We start from the raw sequence: 16,351 nt of genomic DNA, 5'->3' as shown, positions 1-16,351 counted from the left end.
CAGGAGGTGTTCCCGATGTTGATGCGCACGGACCCGTTCCGGGAGCTGGACCGGCTGGCGCAGCAGTTCTTCACCGGACCGGGCACCTGGTCGCGGCCCACGCCCATGCCGATGGACGCCTACCGCACCGGGGACGAGTTCGTGGTGGAGTTCGACCTGCCCGGCGTCACGCCAGACGCGATCGACCTCGACGTGGAGCGCAACGTGCTCACCGTGAAGGCCGAGCGGCGCCCCAACCGCACCGACGACGTCGAGATGCAGCTGTCCGAGCGGCCGCTGGGCGTGTTCTCGCGCCAGCTGTTCCTCGGCGACTCGCTCGACGCCGACCGGATCAAGGCCGACTACGACTCCGGCGTGCTGACGCTGCGCATCCCGATCGCGGAGAAGGCCAAGCCGCGCAAGATCACCATCGGCCAGACCGACGGCGCACGGAAGGAGATCAACGCCTGACCGTCCACCGCCGTCGGATACCGGATGTGCGCCGGGTCTACGGCAGGTAGGCCCGACGCACGTCATCCGACAACCACGACCACATCCGACCGGCAGCGCTCCTGCGGCGCGTCCGCCCGCACCGCGACCAGTGCCGGAGCAGTGCTGCACTTCTCCGAAGACCCGACGACCACCCGGTTCCGCCCGCACGTCGCCGCCACGCCCTCAACCCGGGGCCTGCGTGTGAGCCGTGGACCACGCACGTGCACCCGACTGCCGGTTCCCGCGCCAGTGCCCGCGTCCGATGGCCTGGGACGAACCCGCGATCACCGCCGAGGACCGCGCGTGACCGGGCGCGCACCGGGTGCACGCGATCGAGTTCGGCCCGCTGCGCCGGATGCAGACGGCGCGCCTGTACGCCACCGGTTCGACGCCGGGCCACCCGCTCGGCCCTCCCGAGCCTGTCGGCGACCTGCCGGCGTTGCACGAGGACGCCCGCATCGAACTGCGGCTGAGGGCCACCCTCCGGCCGTTCTGGCGGCGGGTCACCACGAGCACCCTGGGGTTCAGCGGACTCCGCCCGCGCAACGCCCTGGCCGCCGAACCGGCCTGACGAACCTGGACTGGCCCCTCCGACAGGCCGTCCCGAGCGGGAAGGGTTGCCTACATACCGACCGGTCGGTACCCTCGCGACGTGGACGAACGGCGCATCGAAGCGGTGGTGCTGGACTGGGGTGGCGTGCTGACGGTCTCCGTGCCCGCCTTCATCGACGACTGGCTGACCTCGGAGAACATCGACCGGGACCGCTACGGCCGGACCATGCGGACCTGGATGGGCCGGGACGCGGTCCCCGACAACCCGGTGGCCCGGCTCGAGACCGGCGAGCTCACGACCGACGAGTTCGAAGCGCTCCTGGCTGCCGAGTTGATCACCCTCGACGGCCGCGAGGTCGCCTCGAAAGGTCTGCTGCGCCGCATGTTCGGCAGCGCGCACCCCGACCCGAAGATGGTCGACCTGGTCCGCGAACTGCGCGCCGACGGCCTGCGGACCGTGCTGCTGTCCAACAGCTGGGGCGAGGGCTACCCCGAAGAGCTGCTGCTGGAGCTGTTCGACACGATCGTGATCAGCGGCCGGATCGGCCTGCGCAAACCCGACCCGCGCATCTTCGAGCACACCCTCGACCGGATCGGCCTGCCCGCCCACCGGTGCGTGTTCTTCGACGACGCGCCCGTCAACGTCGAAGCGGCGCAGGCGGTCGGCCTGCACGCCCACCGGCACACCGACGCCGACACGACCCGTGCGGTGATCGCCCAGCTCAGGGGAGTTGCCGCATGACCGAACTGCCCGGCCTGGACCTCGACCGGCTCGCCGCCCACCTGGGCACCGGGCCGTTGACCGGCGAACTCATCCCCGGCGGCCGGTCCAACCTGACCTACCGCGTCACCGACGGCGACCAGCGCTGGGTGCTGCGCCGCCCGCCGCTGGGCCACGTGCTGGCCACCGCGCACGACATGGCCCGCGAGCACCGCGTGATCAAAGCGCTGGCCGACACCGCCGTGCCCGTGCCGCGGGTCGAGCTGCTGTGCGAGGACACCGACGTCATCGGCGCGCCGTTCTACCTGATGGAAGAGGTTCCGGGCGTGGCGCTGCGGCACCGCGACCAGTGCCCGTGGCTGACCCCGGACAAGGCCCGAGCCCTGTCCGAACGGCTGGTCGACGTGCTCGCCGACCTGCACGCCGTCGACCCGAAGGACGTCGGACTGGCCGACTTCGGCCGACCGGACGGATTCCTCAAGCGCCAGGTCGCCCGCTGGGGCAAGCAGCTCGACGCCTCCCGCAGCCGCGACCTGCCCGGCATCGACGAGCTGCGCGACCGGCTCGCCGACAGCGTCCCCGACTCGGCCCGCGCCACGATCGTGCACGGCGACTACCGGCTGGACAACGTCCTGGTCACCGAGGACCCGCTGGACATCAGCGCGGTCCTGGACTGGGAGATGGCCACCCTGGGCGACCCGCTGGCCGACGTCGGCCTGCTGTGCGTGTACTGGAACGGCATCGGCGCGCGCGAGGACGACCCGATCACCGGCACCGTGCCCACGCTGCCCGGGTTCACCGGCACCGACGAGCTGGTGCGCCGCTACGCCGAGCGCAGCGGCGCCGACACCAGCGGCCTGGCCTGGTACACGGCGTTCGCGTACTTCAAGCTCGCCGTGATCCTCGAAGGCATCCACTTCCGCTTCACCCACGGCAAGACCGTGGGCGCGGGGTTCGACCAGATCGGCCACCTCACCCTGCCGCTGGTCCGGCAGGGACTCGCCGCGACCTCAGGGGAGCACTGATGGACTTCGCCTACGACGCCAAGATTGAGGAACTGCGCGAGAAGCTGCTGCGGTTCATGGACGAGTTCGTCTACCCCGCCGAACCGGTCGCCGAGCAGCAGCTGCGCGACGCCGAGGACCCTTGGGCCCGGCCCGCGGTGCTGGAGGAGCTCAAGGTCGAGGCCCGCAGGCAGGGCCTGTGGAACCTGTTCCTGCCCGACCCCGAGCACGGCGGCGGGTTGACGAACCTGCAGTACGCGCCGCTGGCCGAGATCACCGGCCGCAGCCCGCACCTGGCCCCCGAGGCGCTCAACTGCGCCGCGCCGGACACCGGGAACATGGAGGTGCTGGCGATGTTCGGCACCGAGCAGCAGAAGAAGCAGTGGCTGCGGCCCCTGCTGGACGGCGAGATCCGGTCCGCGTTCTGCATGACCGAACCCGACGTCGCGTCCTCCGACGCCACCAACATCGCCACCAGCATCGTCCGCGACGGCGACGAGTACGTCATCAACGGCACCAAGTGGTGGTCCTCGGGCGCGATGAACCCCAACTGCGCGATCTTCATCGTGATGGGCAAGACCGACCCCGACGCCGAACGCCACCGCCAGCAGGCCATGATCCTGGTGCCGCGCGACACGCCGGGCGTGCACGTCAAGCGCGGCATGCACGTCTTCGGCTACACCGACGCCTCGCACGGCGGGCACGCCGAGATCGTCTTCGACAACGTGCGCGTGCCCGCGGACAACCTCATCGCCGGCGAGGGCGAGGGCTTCGCGATCGCCCAAGCCCGCCTCGGCCCCGGCCGCATCCACCACTGCATGCGGCTGATCGGCATCGCCGAACGCGCCCTGGAGCTGATGTGCCGCCGTGCGATCTCGCGGGTCGCGTTCGGTCAGCCGATCGCGCGCCAGGGTGTCGTGCAGGAGTGGATCGCCGAGTCGCGGGTGCGCATCGAGCAGGCCCGACTGCTGGTGCTCAAGACCGCGTGGCTGATGGACACCGTCGGCAACAAGGGCGCGCACACCGAGATCCAGGCCATCAAGATCGGCACGCCGCTCATGGCGGAGTGGGTGCTGGACAAGGCGATCCAGGCGCACGGCGCCGGCGGCGTGAGCCAGGACTTCCCGCTGGCCGAGCTGTGGGCCTCGGCGCGCACCCTGCGCCTGGCCGACGGCCCCGACGAGGTCCACCGGATGTCGTTGGCGAAGCGGGAGCTCAAGCGGTATCTGTGACCGGGTGAGCGACTACGACGTGTTCCTCGCCGACTGCCCCGCCCGCACGACCCTGGAGGTCGTCGGGCACACCTGGTCGGTCGTGGTCGTCGTCGCCCTCGGCAACGGACCGCTGCGGTACGGGGAACTGCTGGACCGGATCGGCGGCATCAGCAACAAGATGCTCACCCAAACCCTGGCCAGACTGCGCACCAACGGCCTCCTGACCAGCGACGACGGCCGCCACACCCTGACCGACCTGGGCCACTCGCTCCTCACCCCGGTCCGCGCCCTGGCCGCGTGGGCCGAGGAGCACACGGGCGACCTCCTCGACGCCCGCCACGCCGCCGCCAACCCCACCTCAGGCCCCCGCACCTGACCCCGCCGAACTCGCCCCCACCCCGCAGCCCGACGCGCCCCAGCCAGCCACATCCCAGCCCACCCGCATCCCAACCCGCCGGCCCGGCTCACCACCTGACCCACCGCACCAGCCGCACCATCTCACCCAGGCCGACCCGCTCGACACCCCCCCGCACCGCACCGGGCTCGGATGGGCTGGTGGGGTGCCTATGCCTACCCAGCCCAGCCCGGCCTCGACGCAGCCCGCCGGGTCAGGCTCGCGTCGAGGGCAAGCCGGTGCTGGTTCAAGGCGATCCGGCGTCACGTCCAAGCGGCAGCGCTCGGCCGCATCGCGCGCTGTCCGCTGTCCGGACGGGCTGTACCGCGCGGGACGCGGGAGAGCCCAGTGCGCTGTGAGCCTGTGGACCCAGGGCGAGTGTCCTGCTTGGTCCGTCCGCGGCCAGTGGCCAGCGTTGCGCGACATGGGTGGGCCGGGAGTCGGCCTGCGAGGGGCGGGGGTTGGTTGCCGGCCTCGTTGTTTCAACCGACGTTCGGCCGCAATGATAACGGCGTGATCTTTGATTGCCGGAGGCAGGATCACCCGATCGGGGAGCCGAACGTCGGCAAAGGCGCAGCTCAACAGTGGAGTATACGAGGAACCGATCGGTTCCTGGGGGCGCACGATCATGTCCGCATGACCCGCATCTCCGTCGTCACCGGCGCGAACCAGGGCCTGGGTTTCGCCCTCGCCGAAGGTCTCGCGCACCGCGCCGCCCCCACCGACGTCGTCTACCTCACCGGCCGGGACGCCGGACGCGTGGCCGACGCCGCCGCCGCGATCGGGCACGACGCCATCCGCACCGCCGTGCTGGACGTCAGCGACGCGCGAGCCGTCACCGCCTTCGCCGACGACCTGCGCGAACGCCACGGCGGGGTGGACGTGGTGCTCTCCAACGCCGCCGCACGGCTCACCCCCGGCGCGTCGTGGGGCGAGCAGGTCGGCCCGTTCGTCGACACCAACAACCTCGGCACCTCCCACGTCCTCCGCGCCTTCACGCCCCTGCTGCGTCCCGGCGGCGCGCTGCTGGTCGTGGCCAGCTCCTTCGGCACCCTGCGCCAACTCCCCCGCCACCTGCACGAGCTCTTCGCGCCCGACGGCTCGCTGGACGACGTCGACGCCGCGGTGCTGGCCTGGCGCGACGCCGTGCTCGACGGCACCGCCGCCGACCGGGGCTGGCCGGACTGGATCAACATCCCGTCCAAGGTGGGCCAGGTCGCGGCCGTGCGCGCGGTGGCCGCGCGGCGCCGGGAGGCCGACGCGGCGACCGGCACGCTGATCGCCGCCGTCTGCCCCGGCCTGGTCGACACCGACGCCTCACGCCCGTGGTTCTCCGACATGAGCGGCGCGGCCAGTCCGGTGGAGGCGGCGGAGCCGCTGCTCGACCTGGCGCTGGGCGCGCGCCACCCCGAGCACTACGGCGAACTCGTCCAGTTCGGGCGGGTGCTGCGCTGGTCGTGAGGCACGGCCGCGAGCAGGGTGCGCGTGTAGTCGTGCCGCGGTGACAGCAGGACCTGTTCCACCGTGCCCTGCTCGACCAGCTCGCCCCGGTACATCACGGCGACCCGGTCGGCGATCGTCCACGCCAACCCCAGGTCGTGGGTGATCACCAGCGCGGCCAGGCCCAGTTCGCGGCGCAGCCGCAGCAGCAGCGCCAGGATCTCGCCGCGCACCGACGCGTCCAGCGACGCCACCGGCTCGTCCGCCACCAGCAGCCGCGGCCCCAGCGCCAACGCGCCCGCGATCACCACGCGTTGGCGCTGACCGCCGGACAGCTCGTGCGGCAACGACGGGAAGAACAGCTCCGGCGGGCGCAGCTCGGCCTGCGACAGCGCCTCGGCGACCCGCGCGGACTCGTCGCCCTCGACCCGGTGGATCCGCAGACCCTCCGCGACCGCCTCGTACACCGAGTGCCGCGGGTTCAGCGCGCTCGTCGGGTCCTGCAGCACCAGCTGCACCTGCCGCCGGTAGGCGCGCAGACCGGCCGCCGACCGGGGGAGCTCGACGCCCTCGAACAGCACCCGGCCCGCGTTCGGCTTCTGCAGGCCGAGCACGGTGCGCGCCAACGTGGTCTTGCCCGAGCCGGACTGCCCGACCAGGGCGACGATCTCCCCGGCCCGCACCTCCAGGTCCACCCCGGCCACGGCCTCCGTCGCGCCGAACGACACCCGCACGCCTTCCGCGCGCAGCAGCACCGGCCCGTCCGGGGCGACCTCCGACGGTGTCACGTGCCGTGACGCGGGATCGCCCACGATCGGGAACGCCGCCGCCAACGCCTGCGTGTGCGGGTGGGTCGGCGACGTGATCACCCCCCGCGCCGGGCCCTCCTCGACCACCTGCCCGTGCCGCATCACGGCCAGCCGGTCGCACGTCGAGGCCAGCACCGACAGGTCGTGGCTGATCATCACCAGCCCGATGTCCCGCTCGGACACCAGCCGCTTCAGCACGGCAAGCACCTGGGCCTGCACCACGACGTCCAGCGCCGTGGTCGGCTCGTCGGCGATCACCAGGCGCGGCTCGCACGCCAACGCCATCGCGATCATCACCCGCTGCTTCTGCCCGCCCGACAGCTCGTGCGGGTAGGCCCGGGCCGCGCGGGCGGGCAGCTCGACCTGCTCCAGCAGCTCCGACACCGACCCGGTGACGCCGTGCAGCCGCATCGGCTCGGCGATCTGCTCGCCCACCCGGTGCACCGGGTTCAACGCGTGCATCGCGCCCTGGAACACCACCGACGCCGCCGCCCACCGCACCGCCCGCAGCCGACCCCAGGTCATGCCCTGCACGTCCTCGCCGTCGAGCAGCACCTGGCCCTCGACGCGGGCGGTGCGGGGCAGCAGCCGCAGCACCGACATGGCCACGGTCGACTTGCCGCACCCCGACTCCCCGGCCAGCCCCAGCGTCTGCCCGGCCTCCAGGCCCAGCGACACCGATCGCACGGCCGTCACCTCGCCGCGCGCGGTCCGGTAGTGCACGCTCAGGTCACGCAGCTCCAGCAGGCCGCTCACCGCTCCCCCTTCAACCGCGGGTTGAGCACCGTCTCCAGGGCCCGCCCGCACAGCGTGAACGCCAGCACCACGCACACCACGCCCAACCCGGGCGGGATGAGGAACCACCAGGCCCGCTGCGACACCGCGCCGTGCATGTTCGCCGCGTGCAGCAGCGACCCCCACGACACGCGCGTCGGGTCGCCCAACCCCAGGAACGACAGGGTCGACTCCGACACGATCGCGCTGGCCACGGTCAACGTCGTGTTCACGAACACCAGCGGCAGCACCGCGGGCAGGACGTGCCTGCCGATCACGTGCCCGTGTCCGCCACCCAGCGCCCGCGCCCGCTCGATGAACGGGCGCGCCTCCACCGCGAGCGTCTGCGCGCGCACCAGCCGCGCCGTGGCGGGCCACGACGTCACCCCGATCGCCAGCACGATCGTGCCCAGCCCGCGCGGCAGCACGGTCGACAGCGCGATGGCCAGCACCAACGACGGCAGCACCAGGAAGAAGTCGGTGAACCGCATGAGCACCGCCGACACCCACCCGCCGAAGTGCGCCGCCGAGATCCCGACCACGGTACCGATCAGCACCGACAACACCGTGGCCGCGAGTCCCACCACCAGCGAGATCCGGGTGCCCCACCACGTCAGCAGCAGCACCGAGCGCCCGTTGTGGTCGGTGCCCAGCCAGTGCGACGCCGACGGCGGCTCCCACGGCCGCGCGGTCGCCCGCGTCACGTCCAGCCCGGACGCGTCGGTCACCCACGGCGCCAGCACGGCGAGCAGCGCGATCACCGCCAACCCGATCAGCCCTGCCAGTCCGCCGCGCTGGGAGGCGAACTCCCGCCACGTGGCCCGCGCCGCGGCCCGCCGCCGCTGCCACACGATCGCCGTCACGCCGCACGCACCCTCGGGTCCAGGACCCGGTACAGCAGGTCCGCGAACACGTTCATGGTGATCACCGCTCCCGCCAGCACGACGAACGTGCCCTGGAGCAGCGGCAGGTCCGGCCCGGTCAGCGCCTCGTAGGTCAGCAGCCCCAAGCCGGGCCAGGAGAACACCGTCTCCACCGTGATCGCGCCCGACACCACCAGCCCCAGGTGCAGGAACACCAGCGTCACGGTCGGCAGCAGCGCGTTGGGCACGGCGTGCCGCCGCCGCACCAGGTCGTCGCGCAGCCCCTTGGCCCGCGCGGTGGTCAGGTAGTCCGCGTGCATCTCCTCCAGCAGCGACGACCGCATCACCAGCAGGTACTGCGCGTAGACCACGGCGATCATGGTCAGGCACGGCAGCACCATGTGGTGCGCGACGTCCAGCGACTGCGACAGGAAGTCCGGTGGCGTGTCCGGGTAGCGCATGCCGCCGCTGGGGAACAGGTCGCCGGTGGCCAGCGACAGCAGCATGCCCAGCCAGAACGTCGGCATCGCCCACTGGGCCAGCGCCAGGCCGGTGGAGATCCGGTCCGACCGCGACCCGCGCCGCCAGGCGCCCCGGATGCCCAGCCACAGGCCGATCACCACGGCCAGCACCGTGGACGTGCCGGTGAGCAGCACGGTCGGCCACAGCCGTTCGCCGATCAGCTCCAGCACGGGCCTGCTGTAGACGTAGGACGTGCCGAAGTCGCCGCGCACGGCCGCGGCCAGGTAGTCCACGAACTGCTCGGTCAACGGCTTGTCCACGCCCAGCCGGGCGCGCAGCTCGGCGAGCTGGTCGCCGGTAACCGGGCGGCCCCGCGTCATCGCGACCACGGGGTCACCCGGGATGACCCGGAACAGCAGGAACCCCAGCGCCACCACGAACAGCAGGCTGACCAGCGCGCCGCCGACCTTGCCCGCCAGGTGCCGGATCACTCGCGGTCCTCCGCGCGCAGCCCGCGCCGCCGACCCAGCAGCCACACCGCGCCGACCAGCACGATCACCGCGCCGCCCACCACGCCGAGCACGAGCCCGGTGTTGGAACCGGCCGACTCGCCGGCCGACGCGACCGGCGTCGCGCCGTAGTACCCCCACACGCCGTTCTGCGCCATGATCACGCCGCCCGGGTCGGGCTGCACGGGGAACGAGGCGAACTTGTCGCTGCGGTAAGCCTCCAGGGCGTTGTCGTAGCCCAGGACCACGGCCGGTACCTGGTCGTAGAACCGCTGCTGCATCCTGCGCACGAGCTCGCGCCGCTTGGTCGGGTCGAACTCGGCGCGCTGCTGCGCGTAGAGGGCGTCGTACTCGGCGTCGCAGAAGAACGTGTCGGTGGTGCCGCCCTTGCCGTCGGCGTTGGGCCGCTGGCCGCAGGTGTGCAGCGACAGGATGAAGTCCGGGTCGGGGTTGGTGCCCCAGCCGGAGAACTGCAGGTCGAACGTGCCGGCCGTGCCGGACTCGTTGAGCTGGTTGTCCGACACGATCTGCACGTCCACCACGATGCCCAGGTCGGCCAGCGACCGCTTGACGAACTCGGCGGTCTGCTCGTCGTAGGCGCGGCTGGCGTGCCCGAGCAGCCGCAGCTCCATGCGCCTGCCCTCGGGCGAGACGCGGATGCCGTCCGCGCCGCGCGCGTAGCCCGCCCGGTCCAGCTCGGCGTTGGCCGCGGCCGGGTCGTAGGGGCGCACCGACTCGGGCTCGAGGTGGTAGTCGGCGAACACCGGCGGGATCGGGCCGGTGCCGCGCTGCGCGTAGCCGCCGTTGACCTTGGCGATGATCGCGTCCAGGTCCAGCGACTGGGCGATGGCCCGGCGCACCACGACGTCCTTCAACGCCGGGTGCCCGTCGCCGATCGGCTCGCCGGTGCGCGTCGCCGCACCCGAGTTGATCACGATCTCGTTGAAGCGGCGGCCCTGCGCCTGGTTGCGCGTGATGCCTTCCTTGTCCTTGAGGGAGTCGAACTGCGCCGGCCCCATCCGGTTGACCAGGTCGACCTCGCCCTTGCCCAGCGCCTGCACCGCGGCGTCGGAGGTCTTGTAGTAGGTGAACGTCAGCTCGTCGTACTTGGGCGCGCCCCGCCAGTAGTCCTTGTTGGCCTTGAACCGGATGAACTCGTTGGCCCGGTACTCGGTCAGGATGAACGGCCCGCTGCCGACCACGGGCGTCTGGTCGTTGCGGTACTCGCCGATGTCGGTGACCTTCGACCACACGTGCTCGGGCACGATCGGCACGTCCAGCGCGAGCATGGTCGCCTGCGGCTGCTTGGTCTTGATCACCAGCGTGCGGTCGTCGGTCGCGGTGACGGACTCGAAGTCGGCGGTGAAGCTGCCGTTGGCGGTGGCGGCGACCTCGTCGCGCATCATGAGGTCGTAGGTGAACGCCGCGTCCTTGGCGGTGATGGGCTGCCCGTCGGACCACTTCTTGCCCTCCGGCACGTGGAAGGTCCACGTCAGCCGGTCCTCGGAGGACTCCCAGCGGTCGGCCAGGCCCTCCACCGGGCGCTGGTCCTTGACGTCGTAGGCGGTCAGGTAGTCGTACATCAGCCTGCCGACCTCGGTGCCCGCCTGGAAGACCGACAGGAACGGGTTGAGCGAATCCACCTGCTGGGTGATCGCCACCCGCAGTGTCACCGCCTGTTGCGCCGGCGCCGGTGTGGGCGCGAGCAATACCACCAGTGCCATCGCCGCCGTGACCGCGCCGAATCGTGGGATACCCACAGTGACCGCCTCCCGCCCGTGAGTGGAAGTCAAGAAGTAACCACTACGTTGTGGCGCGCGTCAAGAACCGACATCGGCTCGGTACGGTGAACGCATGCGGATCTTGATCTCGGCGGACATGGAGGGGGCGACCGGCGTCACGTGGACCGCCGACGTCGTCCCGCAGACCGAGCAGTGGCAGCGGTTCCGACGGCTGTTCACCGTCGACGTCAACGCCTGCGTCGCGGGCCTGCGCGCGGGCGGCGCCACCGACGTGCTCGTCAACGAGGCGCACTCCTCCCAGCGCAACCTCCTGCTCGAAGACCTCGACCCGGGCGCGCGGCTGCTCACCGGGCGGCACAAGCCGCTGTCGATGATGCAGGGCGTCGACTCCGGTGTGGACGGCGTGGTGTTCCTCGGCTACCACGCGGGCGCGGGCCAGGAGGGCGTCCTCGCCCACACCTACCTGGAGAACTCCGTCACCGGCGTGTGGCTCGACGGCGTCCCCGCGAGCGAGGGCAGGCTCAACGCCGCGCTGGCCGCCGAGCACGGCGTGCCCGTGCTGCTGGTGACCGGCGACGACAAGGCGTGCGACGACGCCCGCGACTACGCGCCCGAGGCCGCGCTCGCCGTCGTCAAGGAGTGCGTGAGCCGCTACGCCGCCGTCTGCGCGCCACCGCAGGTGACCTCCGAGCTGATCACCGCGGCCGCCCGGACCGGCATGGGCCGCGCCGGGCGGGGGTCGGGCGCGGTCGCGCCGCACCGCGTCGAGGTGGAGTTCGACGCCACCCACCTGGCCGCCGCCGCGGCCGTGGTACCCACGGTGGAGCAGGTCGGCCCGCGCCGGGTCGGGTTCGACGCCGCGTCCATGACGCTGGCGATGCAGGCGTTCAAGGTCGTCACGGCGATCGCGGCGGGAGCGGTGGAGGGCATCTATGGCTGAGGACGTCGTCGACCTGTGCGCCGCGCTGCTGCGCTTCGACACCACCAACCACGGCGGCGGCGAGTCCGCGGGCGAACGCGAGGCCGCCGAGTTCGTCGCCGCGCACCTGGACGCCGTCGGCGTGCCGGCCACCCTGCTCGAACCCGCGCCCCGCCGCGGCAACGTCCTGGCCCGCGTGCCCGGCACCGAGCCCGACCTGCCCGCGCTGCTCGTGCAGGCGCACCTGGACGTGGTGCCCGCCGACGCCGCCGAGTGGAGCGTGCCGCCGTTCGCCGGGATCGAGCGCGACGGCTACCTGTGGGGCCGCGGCGCGGTCGACATGAAGGACATGATCGCCATGGTGCTTGCCGTGCTCGGCACCTGGTCCCGCGAGGGGCGACGACCGCGCCGCGACATCGTGCTGGCGTTCGTCGCCGACGAGGAGGACCGCGGCGAGCACGGCGCGCACTGGCTGGTCGACCACCACGCCGACTTCTTCACCGGCTGCGCCACCGCCATCGGCGAGTCCGGCGGCTACTCCTACCCCGTCGGCGACCGGCGCGTCTACCCCGTCGGCACCGCCGAGCGCGGCACCTCCCACCTTCGGCTCACCGCCACCGGCCGGGCCGGGCACGGCTCGCGCCGCAACGACGACAACGCCGTGGTGAAGCTGCTCGCCGCGCTGGGCCGCGTCAGCGCCGTCGAGCACCCCGTGCGGCTGACCCCGACCGTGCGGGCGTTCATCGAACGGGTCGGCGACGCGCTGCACGTGCCGGTCGACCTGGACGACGTTGACGCCACCATCGCCCGGTTCGGCCCGGCCGCCCGCCTGGTGGAGAACACGATCCGCAACAGCGCCACGCCCACCGTGCTCAAAGCCGGCTACAAGGTGAACGTGATCCCCGGCAGCGCCACCGCCGAGCTGGACGTGCGCACCCTGCCCGGCGCCGTGGACGAACTGCTGGCCTCGATCGACGCCGCGCTCGGCCCGGACGTGCGCCGCGAGTTCATCGCCGACGAGCCGCCCGTCCAGGCCCCGATCGACTCGCCCTGGTTCGACGCCATGGCCGCCGCGCTGCGCGCCGAGGACCCCGACGCCGTGGTCGTGCCCTACTGCATGGGCGGCGGCACGGACGCCAAGGCGTTCAGCCGGCTGGGCATCGACTGCTACGGCTTCGCGCCGCTGTCCCTGCCACCCGGCTACGACTACCGCGCCATGCCCCACGGCGTGGACGAGCGCGTGCCCGTGGACGGGCTCCGCTTCGGCGTCCGCGTGCTCGACCGCTTCCTCTCCTCGTGACGCCTCACCCGATCGGGTATTCCGGCCCGCGTATCCCCACCCCGCCCACCAGGCTCCTAGCTCGGGGAGTGATGGTGAAGGGAGCCGGCTCATGTGGGCGCACATCACCAGAGGAGCAGTCGCGGTGGCGGTCGTCGTGGGCGTCGCCTCGTGCGAGAGCGGGGCGTTCGACCACCCGGGCGGCGACGCCGACCCGACGACCACCAGCCGTCCGACCGGGACGGGCCACCACGACACCACCGGCGGGGGAACGGGCAACGGCGGGACTCGGTACGGCTGGTTCCTCCCCGAGGGACCGGATTCGCCGAGCTTCCCCGAGGACGACGTCTACCGGACGCTGAGGACCGGCGACTGCGACGGGGCCCAGTCGACCCTGGACGCCGAGTGGCGCTCGATGACGAGCCCGCGCAACGTCCTGCTCTACCAGGCCGCGGTGCACCTGTGCCGGGGCGGGGAGTCGGCCGGGCGCGCGGTGTCCGAGCGGGCCTCGCGGTACGGCTGGGAGGTCGACCGCGGCGCCGACGGCAGCGGCGAGGTCGACTGCGCGACCTACCAGGCCGTGCGCAGCTACCTGGAGCAACGGGCGCCCGACACCGTCACCTGCGTCGAGGGGCGGCCACCGGACTGGCCCGACGACACCCATCGGGCCGACCCGCGCACCGACACCACCGCAACGACCACCACCCGCACGACGACGGCGACAACCACCGGCAGGACAACCACCACGACCGCCGCGCCGGCGTCATGACCTGCCGGGACGCCCCCGACGAGGACCGACCGGACGCGGTGCAGCGGGTCGGCGAGGCGTTGGCCAACGTCACCGTGCTCACCGGCCTGCTGGTCTACTTCGGCTGGCGGCGCAGCGACGTGCAGGCCCGCGAGCTGGGCATCGACAGCGCCGTGCTGGGCATGTCCACCACGGACTACGTGCTGCGCAGCGTCGGACCGGTGTTCCTGCTGCTGGCCGTGGTGGTGGGGATCGCCCTGGTCTGCCGGTGGCTGGAACCCCGCGTGCGCGCGGCGAGCGCCGGGCCCGGCCGGTACGCACGGGTCCTGCCGGCGGCGTTGTCGCCGGCCTGGCTGATCCTGCCCGCCCTGACCGTGGCGCTCGGCCTGCTGTTCCCCGTCACCAGCTTCTACGCCTTCCCGCTCGCGGTCGGCGGCGGGATCGTGCTGTCCCTGTACGCGAGCCGCCTGCGCCGCCCCGACGTCCACCCGACGTGGACCAGGGTGCTCACCTTCGCGGTCGTGTCGCTGTCGCTGTTCTGGTCGGCGGGCAACTACGCCGAGGTCCGGGGCGTCGAACTGGCCCGCCGGTACGCCGCGGACGTGCACGGCCAGACCGCCGTCGTCGTCTACGCCCGCGAACGCCTGCACATCACCGCGCCCGGCGCCTGCGAGGAGCCCCTGGCCGCCGACGGCTCCCGCTACCGGTTCCGCTACCTGGGCCTGCGCCTGTTCGCCAAGGTCGGGGCCGAGTACTTCCTGATCTCCGACGGCTGGACCCGCGACCGCGGCACCGTGGTCGTGCTCGCCGACGACGACGACATCCGCGTCGAACTGGGCCGCCACCCGCCGACCTGCCCGGCCGCTACCGGCCCGGGTCGGTGATCTCGCGCAGCCTGGCCAGCGCGTCCAGCAGCGCAGCCATCCGCGGCCTGCCCAGGTGCGCGGTCCACTCGCGCTCCACCTCGGCGACCGCGGCCAGGCACACCGTGATCGCCGCGCGGCCCCGTCCGGCGACCCGGATCAGCCGGGCCCGCGCGTCGGTCGGGTCCGGGCCGCGCTCCACGTACCCGGCGCGTTCGAGCTGGTCGACCAGGAAACCGGCGGTCTGCTTGGTGATCCGCGCGGCCTCCGCCAGCTCCGTCAGCCGCGACCCGTCGCGGTCGATCCGGTGGAACACCCGGGCCTGTGCGGGCGTCACGTCGTCGAACCCCGCCGCCGCCAGGGCGGCGAACACCCGGTTCTCCAACTCGCGGTGCGGCAGGTACAGCAGCAGGCCGAGGTCGTCGGGCACGTCACTCCTTGACATCGGTCAGAGAAGTTGATCACCCTAGCGTGTTCAGCCTGCCGAGTGACTTCGGTGGCCGAAGCCGGTGTGCGTCACCGAAGTCCCCGGCCCGGGAGCTGCGGTCCCGGTGGGATCGGCACGGGTTCCGCGCGGGTGCCGACCCCACCAGGACCTCGTCACGCCTTCCGGCGCGTCACCCGGTCAGTGCCTCACACCTGCACGCACGGTCGGCCGAGCAGGTGGCCTCCGGACCAACCGTCCGCGCACACCCACGTGCCATTGTTGTACGCGCGGTTGATCTCCTGCCGGAATTCGCGCACATCGCCGGGGCTCCACCAGCTGTCACCCGCGACGTAGATGTTGAGGTGCGCCGGTGCGCCGTCGTTCGTCGACGCCGTGGCGTTCTTGACGGTGTACCCGACGATGTCGGCCGCGATGCAGATCGCACCGTCGCACGCGCTTCTGATGGAGGCTTGCGCGGGTGCGCTGCCGATGACGCTCAACGTGCCCGCGACCGCCAGCGCGGAGAACCCGGCGGCGGCGTTCTCGAGGAACTTGTCCATAAATACCTCTCAATGATTCGAATGGTGATGGAAATCCGACCGATCTTCACGGGGAAGGTTTCCGGTCGGTGACAGGTCGATCAGTTGCCGACCTTCACGCACGGCCGGCCGATGAGGTGCCCGTTGATCCAGCCGTCCGCGCAGACCCAGGTGCCGAAGTCGTAGGCGCGGTTGATCTCCTGGCGGAACTCGCGCACGTTGCCGGGGCTCCACCAGCTGTCACCCGCGACGTAGATGTTGAGGTGCGCCGGTGCGCCGTCGTTCGTCGACGCCGTGGCGTTCTTGACGGTGTTGCCGACGATGTCCGCGGCGAGGCATATCGCTCCGTCGCAGGCGCTCTTGACGTATGCCTGCGCGGGCGCGCTGCCGATGACCCCGAGCGTGCCCGAGACCGCCAGTGCGGCGAACACCGCGGAGATGGTCTTGAAGATTCTGCGCACGGTCCTGCCTCCTTCTCCGAAGTATGGTGTGTGAACAGATCCGGCCGGTTCGGCGACGAGTTCTCCGGCCGAACGGATCCACACGTTAGCGGCCGACGTGGACGCCGGCTACGGAATAGGCGGGAATCAATTGCGTCGGCGGGCACCCGGCGCCCGCCGA

Annotated in this window: 17 protein-coding genes and 1 pseudogene; 11 read left to right on the top strand and 7 right to left on the bottom strand. The window is 72.2% G+C overall.

Annotated elements, in window-relative coordinates:
* Positions 1-15: 15 nt before the first annotated feature.
* The 7 genes and pseudogenes from ACIQMJ_RS21190 (at position 16) to ACIQMJ_RS21160 (ending at position 5,817) form a co-directional block, all read left to right on the top strand.
* The gene (locus ACIQMJ_RS21190; RefSeq protein ID WP_499762714.1) at positions 16-450 is read left to right on the top strand and encodes an Hsp20/alpha crystallin family protein; all 435 of its coding nucleotides are present in this window, start codon (positions 16-18) and stop codon (positions 448-450) included.
* 283 nt (positions 451-733) lie between these two features.
* Positions 734-1,042, top strand: a pseudogene (locus ACIQMJ_RS21185) (DUF6886 family protein).
* An 81-nt stretch (positions 1,043-1,123) separates the two neighbouring features.
* Positions 1,124-1,765 (top strand): HAD family hydrolase, encoded by a 642-nt coding sequence (locus ACIQMJ_RS21180; protein ID WP_499762713.1) that lies wholly within the window; start codon positions 1,124-1,126, stop codon positions 1,763-1,765.
* Positions 1,762-2,769, top strand: a complete 1,008-nt coding sequence (locus ACIQMJ_RS21175) for a phosphotransferase family protein (protein ID WP_499762712.1) — start codon at positions 1,762-1,764, stop codon at positions 2,767-2,769. Before ACIQMJ_RS21180 ends, ACIQMJ_RS21175 begins: the two co-directional genes overlap by 4 nt.
* Positions 2,769-3,980 (top strand): acyl-CoA dehydrogenase family protein, encoded by a 1,212-nt coding sequence (locus ACIQMJ_RS21170; protein ID WP_499762711.1) that lies wholly within the window; start codon positions 2,769-2,771, stop codon positions 3,978-3,980. The genes ACIQMJ_RS21175 and ACIQMJ_RS21170 overlap by 1 nt, the downstream gene beginning before the upstream one ends.
* Positions 3,981-3,984: 4 nt before the next feature.
* Positions 3,985-4,338, top strand: a complete 354-nt coding sequence (locus ACIQMJ_RS21165; RefSeq protein ID WP_499762710.1) for a winged helix-turn-helix transcriptional regulator — start codon at positions 3,985-3,987, stop codon at positions 4,336-4,338.
* Between the two features lie 654 nt (positions 4,339-4,992).
* Complete coding sequence (locus ACIQMJ_RS21160) at positions 4,993-5,817, top strand: SDR family NAD(P)-dependent oxidoreductase (protein ID WP_499762709.1); 825 nt, start codon at positions 4,993-4,995, stop codon at positions 5,815-5,817.
* Here the strand turns inward: ACIQMJ_RS21160 and nikE are convergent.
* From nikE to ACIQMJ_RS21140, 4 genes are read right to left on the bottom strand one after another with little or no spacing between them, the layout of a single operon-like run.
* Entirely contained in the window at positions 5,772-7,361 is a 1,590-nt protein-coding gene (gene nikE / locus ACIQMJ_RS21155; protein WP_499762708.1) for a nickel ABC transporter ATP-binding protein NikE, read from the bottom strand. The genes ACIQMJ_RS21160 and nikE overlap by 46 nt on opposite strands.
* The gene (locus ACIQMJ_RS21150; RefSeq protein WP_499762707.1) at positions 7,358-8,242 is read right to left on the bottom strand and encodes an ABC transporter permease; all 885 of its coding nucleotides are present in this window, start codon (positions 8,240-8,242) and stop codon (positions 7,358-7,360) included. The genes nikE and ACIQMJ_RS21150 overlap by 4 nt, the downstream gene beginning before the upstream one ends.
* Positions 8,239-9,195 carry an ABC transporter permease gene (locus tag ACIQMJ_RS21145; RefSeq protein ID WP_499762706.1) on the bottom strand — a complete coding sequence of 319 codons (957 nt, stop codon included), beginning with the start codon at positions 9,193-9,195 and terminating at the stop codon, positions 8,239-8,241. Before ACIQMJ_RS21145 ends, ACIQMJ_RS21150 begins: the two co-directional genes overlap by 4 nt.
* The gene (locus ACIQMJ_RS21140; protein WP_499763064.1) at positions 9,192-10,937 is read right to left on the bottom strand and encodes an ABC transporter substrate-binding protein; all 1,746 of its coding nucleotides are present in this window, start codon (positions 10,935-10,937) and stop codon (positions 9,192-9,194) included. The genes ACIQMJ_RS21145 and ACIQMJ_RS21140 overlap by 4 nt, the downstream gene beginning before the upstream one ends.
* A 130-nt stretch (positions 10,938-11,067) precedes the next feature.
* Here ACIQMJ_RS21140 and ACIQMJ_RS21135 point away from each other — a divergent pair, with 130 nt between their 5' ends.
* The 4 genes from ACIQMJ_RS21135 to ACIQMJ_RS21120 all read left to right on the top strand — a co-directional run bounded on the left by ACIQMJ_RS21135 (position 11,068) and on the right by ACIQMJ_RS21120 (position 14,785).
* Positions 11,068-11,895, top strand: a complete 828-nt coding sequence (locus tag ACIQMJ_RS21135) for a M55 family metallopeptidase (RefSeq protein ID WP_499762705.1) — start codon at positions 11,068-11,070, stop codon at positions 11,893-11,895.
* Positions 11,888-13,174, top strand: a complete 1,287-nt coding sequence (locus ACIQMJ_RS21130; protein WP_499762704.1) for a M20/M25/M40 family metallo-hydrolase — start codon at positions 11,888-11,890, stop codon at positions 13,172-13,174. The genes ACIQMJ_RS21135 and ACIQMJ_RS21130 overlap by 8 nt, the downstream gene beginning before the upstream one ends.
* 124 nt (positions 13,175-13,298) lie before the next feature.
* Positions 13,299-13,922 (top strand): hypothetical protein, encoded by a 624-nt coding sequence (locus tag ACIQMJ_RS21125; protein ID WP_499762703.1) that lies wholly within the window; start codon positions 13,299-13,301, stop codon positions 13,920-13,922.
* Complete coding sequence (locus ACIQMJ_RS21120; protein WP_499762702.1) at positions 13,919-14,785, top strand: hypothetical protein; 867 nt, start codon at positions 13,919-13,921, stop codon at positions 14,783-14,785. The genes ACIQMJ_RS21125 and ACIQMJ_RS21120 overlap by 4 nt, the downstream gene beginning before the upstream one ends.
* On the opposite strand, the gene ACIQMJ_RS21115 is transcribed toward ACIQMJ_RS21120, so the two are convergent.
* The 3 genes from ACIQMJ_RS21115 to ACIQMJ_RS21105 form a co-directional block, all read right to left on the bottom strand.
* Positions 14,766-15,194, bottom strand: coding sequence for a MarR family winged helix-turn-helix transcriptional regulator (locus ACIQMJ_RS21115; protein WP_499762701.1), 429 nt, complete (start codon positions 15,192-15,194; stop codon positions 14,766-14,768). The genes ACIQMJ_RS21120 and ACIQMJ_RS21115 overlap by 20 nt on opposite strands.
* Positions 15,195-15,397: 203 nt before the next feature.
* Entirely contained in the window at positions 15,398-15,751 is a 354-nt protein-coding gene (locus tag ACIQMJ_RS21110; RefSeq protein WP_499762700.1) for a hypothetical protein, read from the bottom strand.
* An 80-nt stretch (positions 15,752-15,831) separates the two neighbouring features.
* Positions 15,832-16,191: a hypothetical protein gene (locus tag ACIQMJ_RS21105; protein ID WP_499762699.1), complete on the bottom strand. Its 360-nt coding sequence runs from the start codon at positions 16,189-16,191 to the stop codon at positions 15,832-15,834.
* Between the last annotated feature and the right edge of the window lie 160 nt (positions 16,192-16,351).

Origin of the sequence: Actinosynnema sp. NPDC091369 (assembly GCF_044757065.1) — a bacterium.
Taxonomy (GTDB): domain Bacteria; phylum Actinomycetota; class Actinomycetes; order Mycobacteriales; family Pseudonocardiaceae; genus Actinosynnema.
This window is presented reverse-complemented; position numbering and strand designations above follow the sequence as displayed.

What these genes read in the sequence shown, in the direction of transcription:
- ACIQMJ_RS21190 (WP_499762714.1), top strand. Translation starts at nt 16, where the DNA reads ATGTTGATGCGCACGGACCCGTTCCGGGAGCTGGACCGGCTGGCGCAG.
- ACIQMJ_RS21175 (WP_499762712.1), top strand. Translation starts at nt 1,762, where the DNA reads ATGACCGAACTGCCCGGCCTGGACCTCGACCGGCTCGCCGCCCACCTG.
- ACIQMJ_RS21170 (WP_499762711.1), top strand. Translation starts at nt 2,769, where the DNA reads ATGGACTTCGCCTACGACGCCAAGATTGAGGAACTGCGCGAGAAGCTG.
- ACIQMJ_RS21160 (WP_499762709.1), top strand. Translation starts at nt 4,993, where the DNA reads ATGACCCGCATCTCCGTCGTCACCGGCGCGAACCAGGGCCTGGGTTTC.
- ACIQMJ_RS21140 (WP_499763064.1), bottom strand. Translation starts at nt 10,937, where the DNA reads ATGGCACTGGTGGTATTGCTCGCGCCCACACCGGCGCCGGCGCAACAG.
- ACIQMJ_RS21135 (WP_499762705.1), top strand. Translation starts at nt 11,068, where the DNA reads ATGCGGATCTTGATCTCGGCGGACATGGAGGGGGCGACCGGCGTCACG.
- ACIQMJ_RS21130 (WP_499762704.1), top strand. Translation starts at nt 11,888, where the DNA reads ATGGCTGAGGACGTCGTCGACCTGTGCGCCGCGCTGCTGCGCTTCGAC.
- ACIQMJ_RS21120 (WP_499762702.1), top strand. Translation starts at nt 13,919, where the DNA reads ATGACCTGCCGGGACGCCCCCGACGAGGACCGACCGGACGCGGTGCAG.
- ACIQMJ_RS21110 (WP_499762700.1), bottom strand. Translation starts at nt 15,751, where the DNA reads ATGGACAAGTTCCTCGAGAACGCCGCCGCCGGGTTCTCCGCGCTGGCG.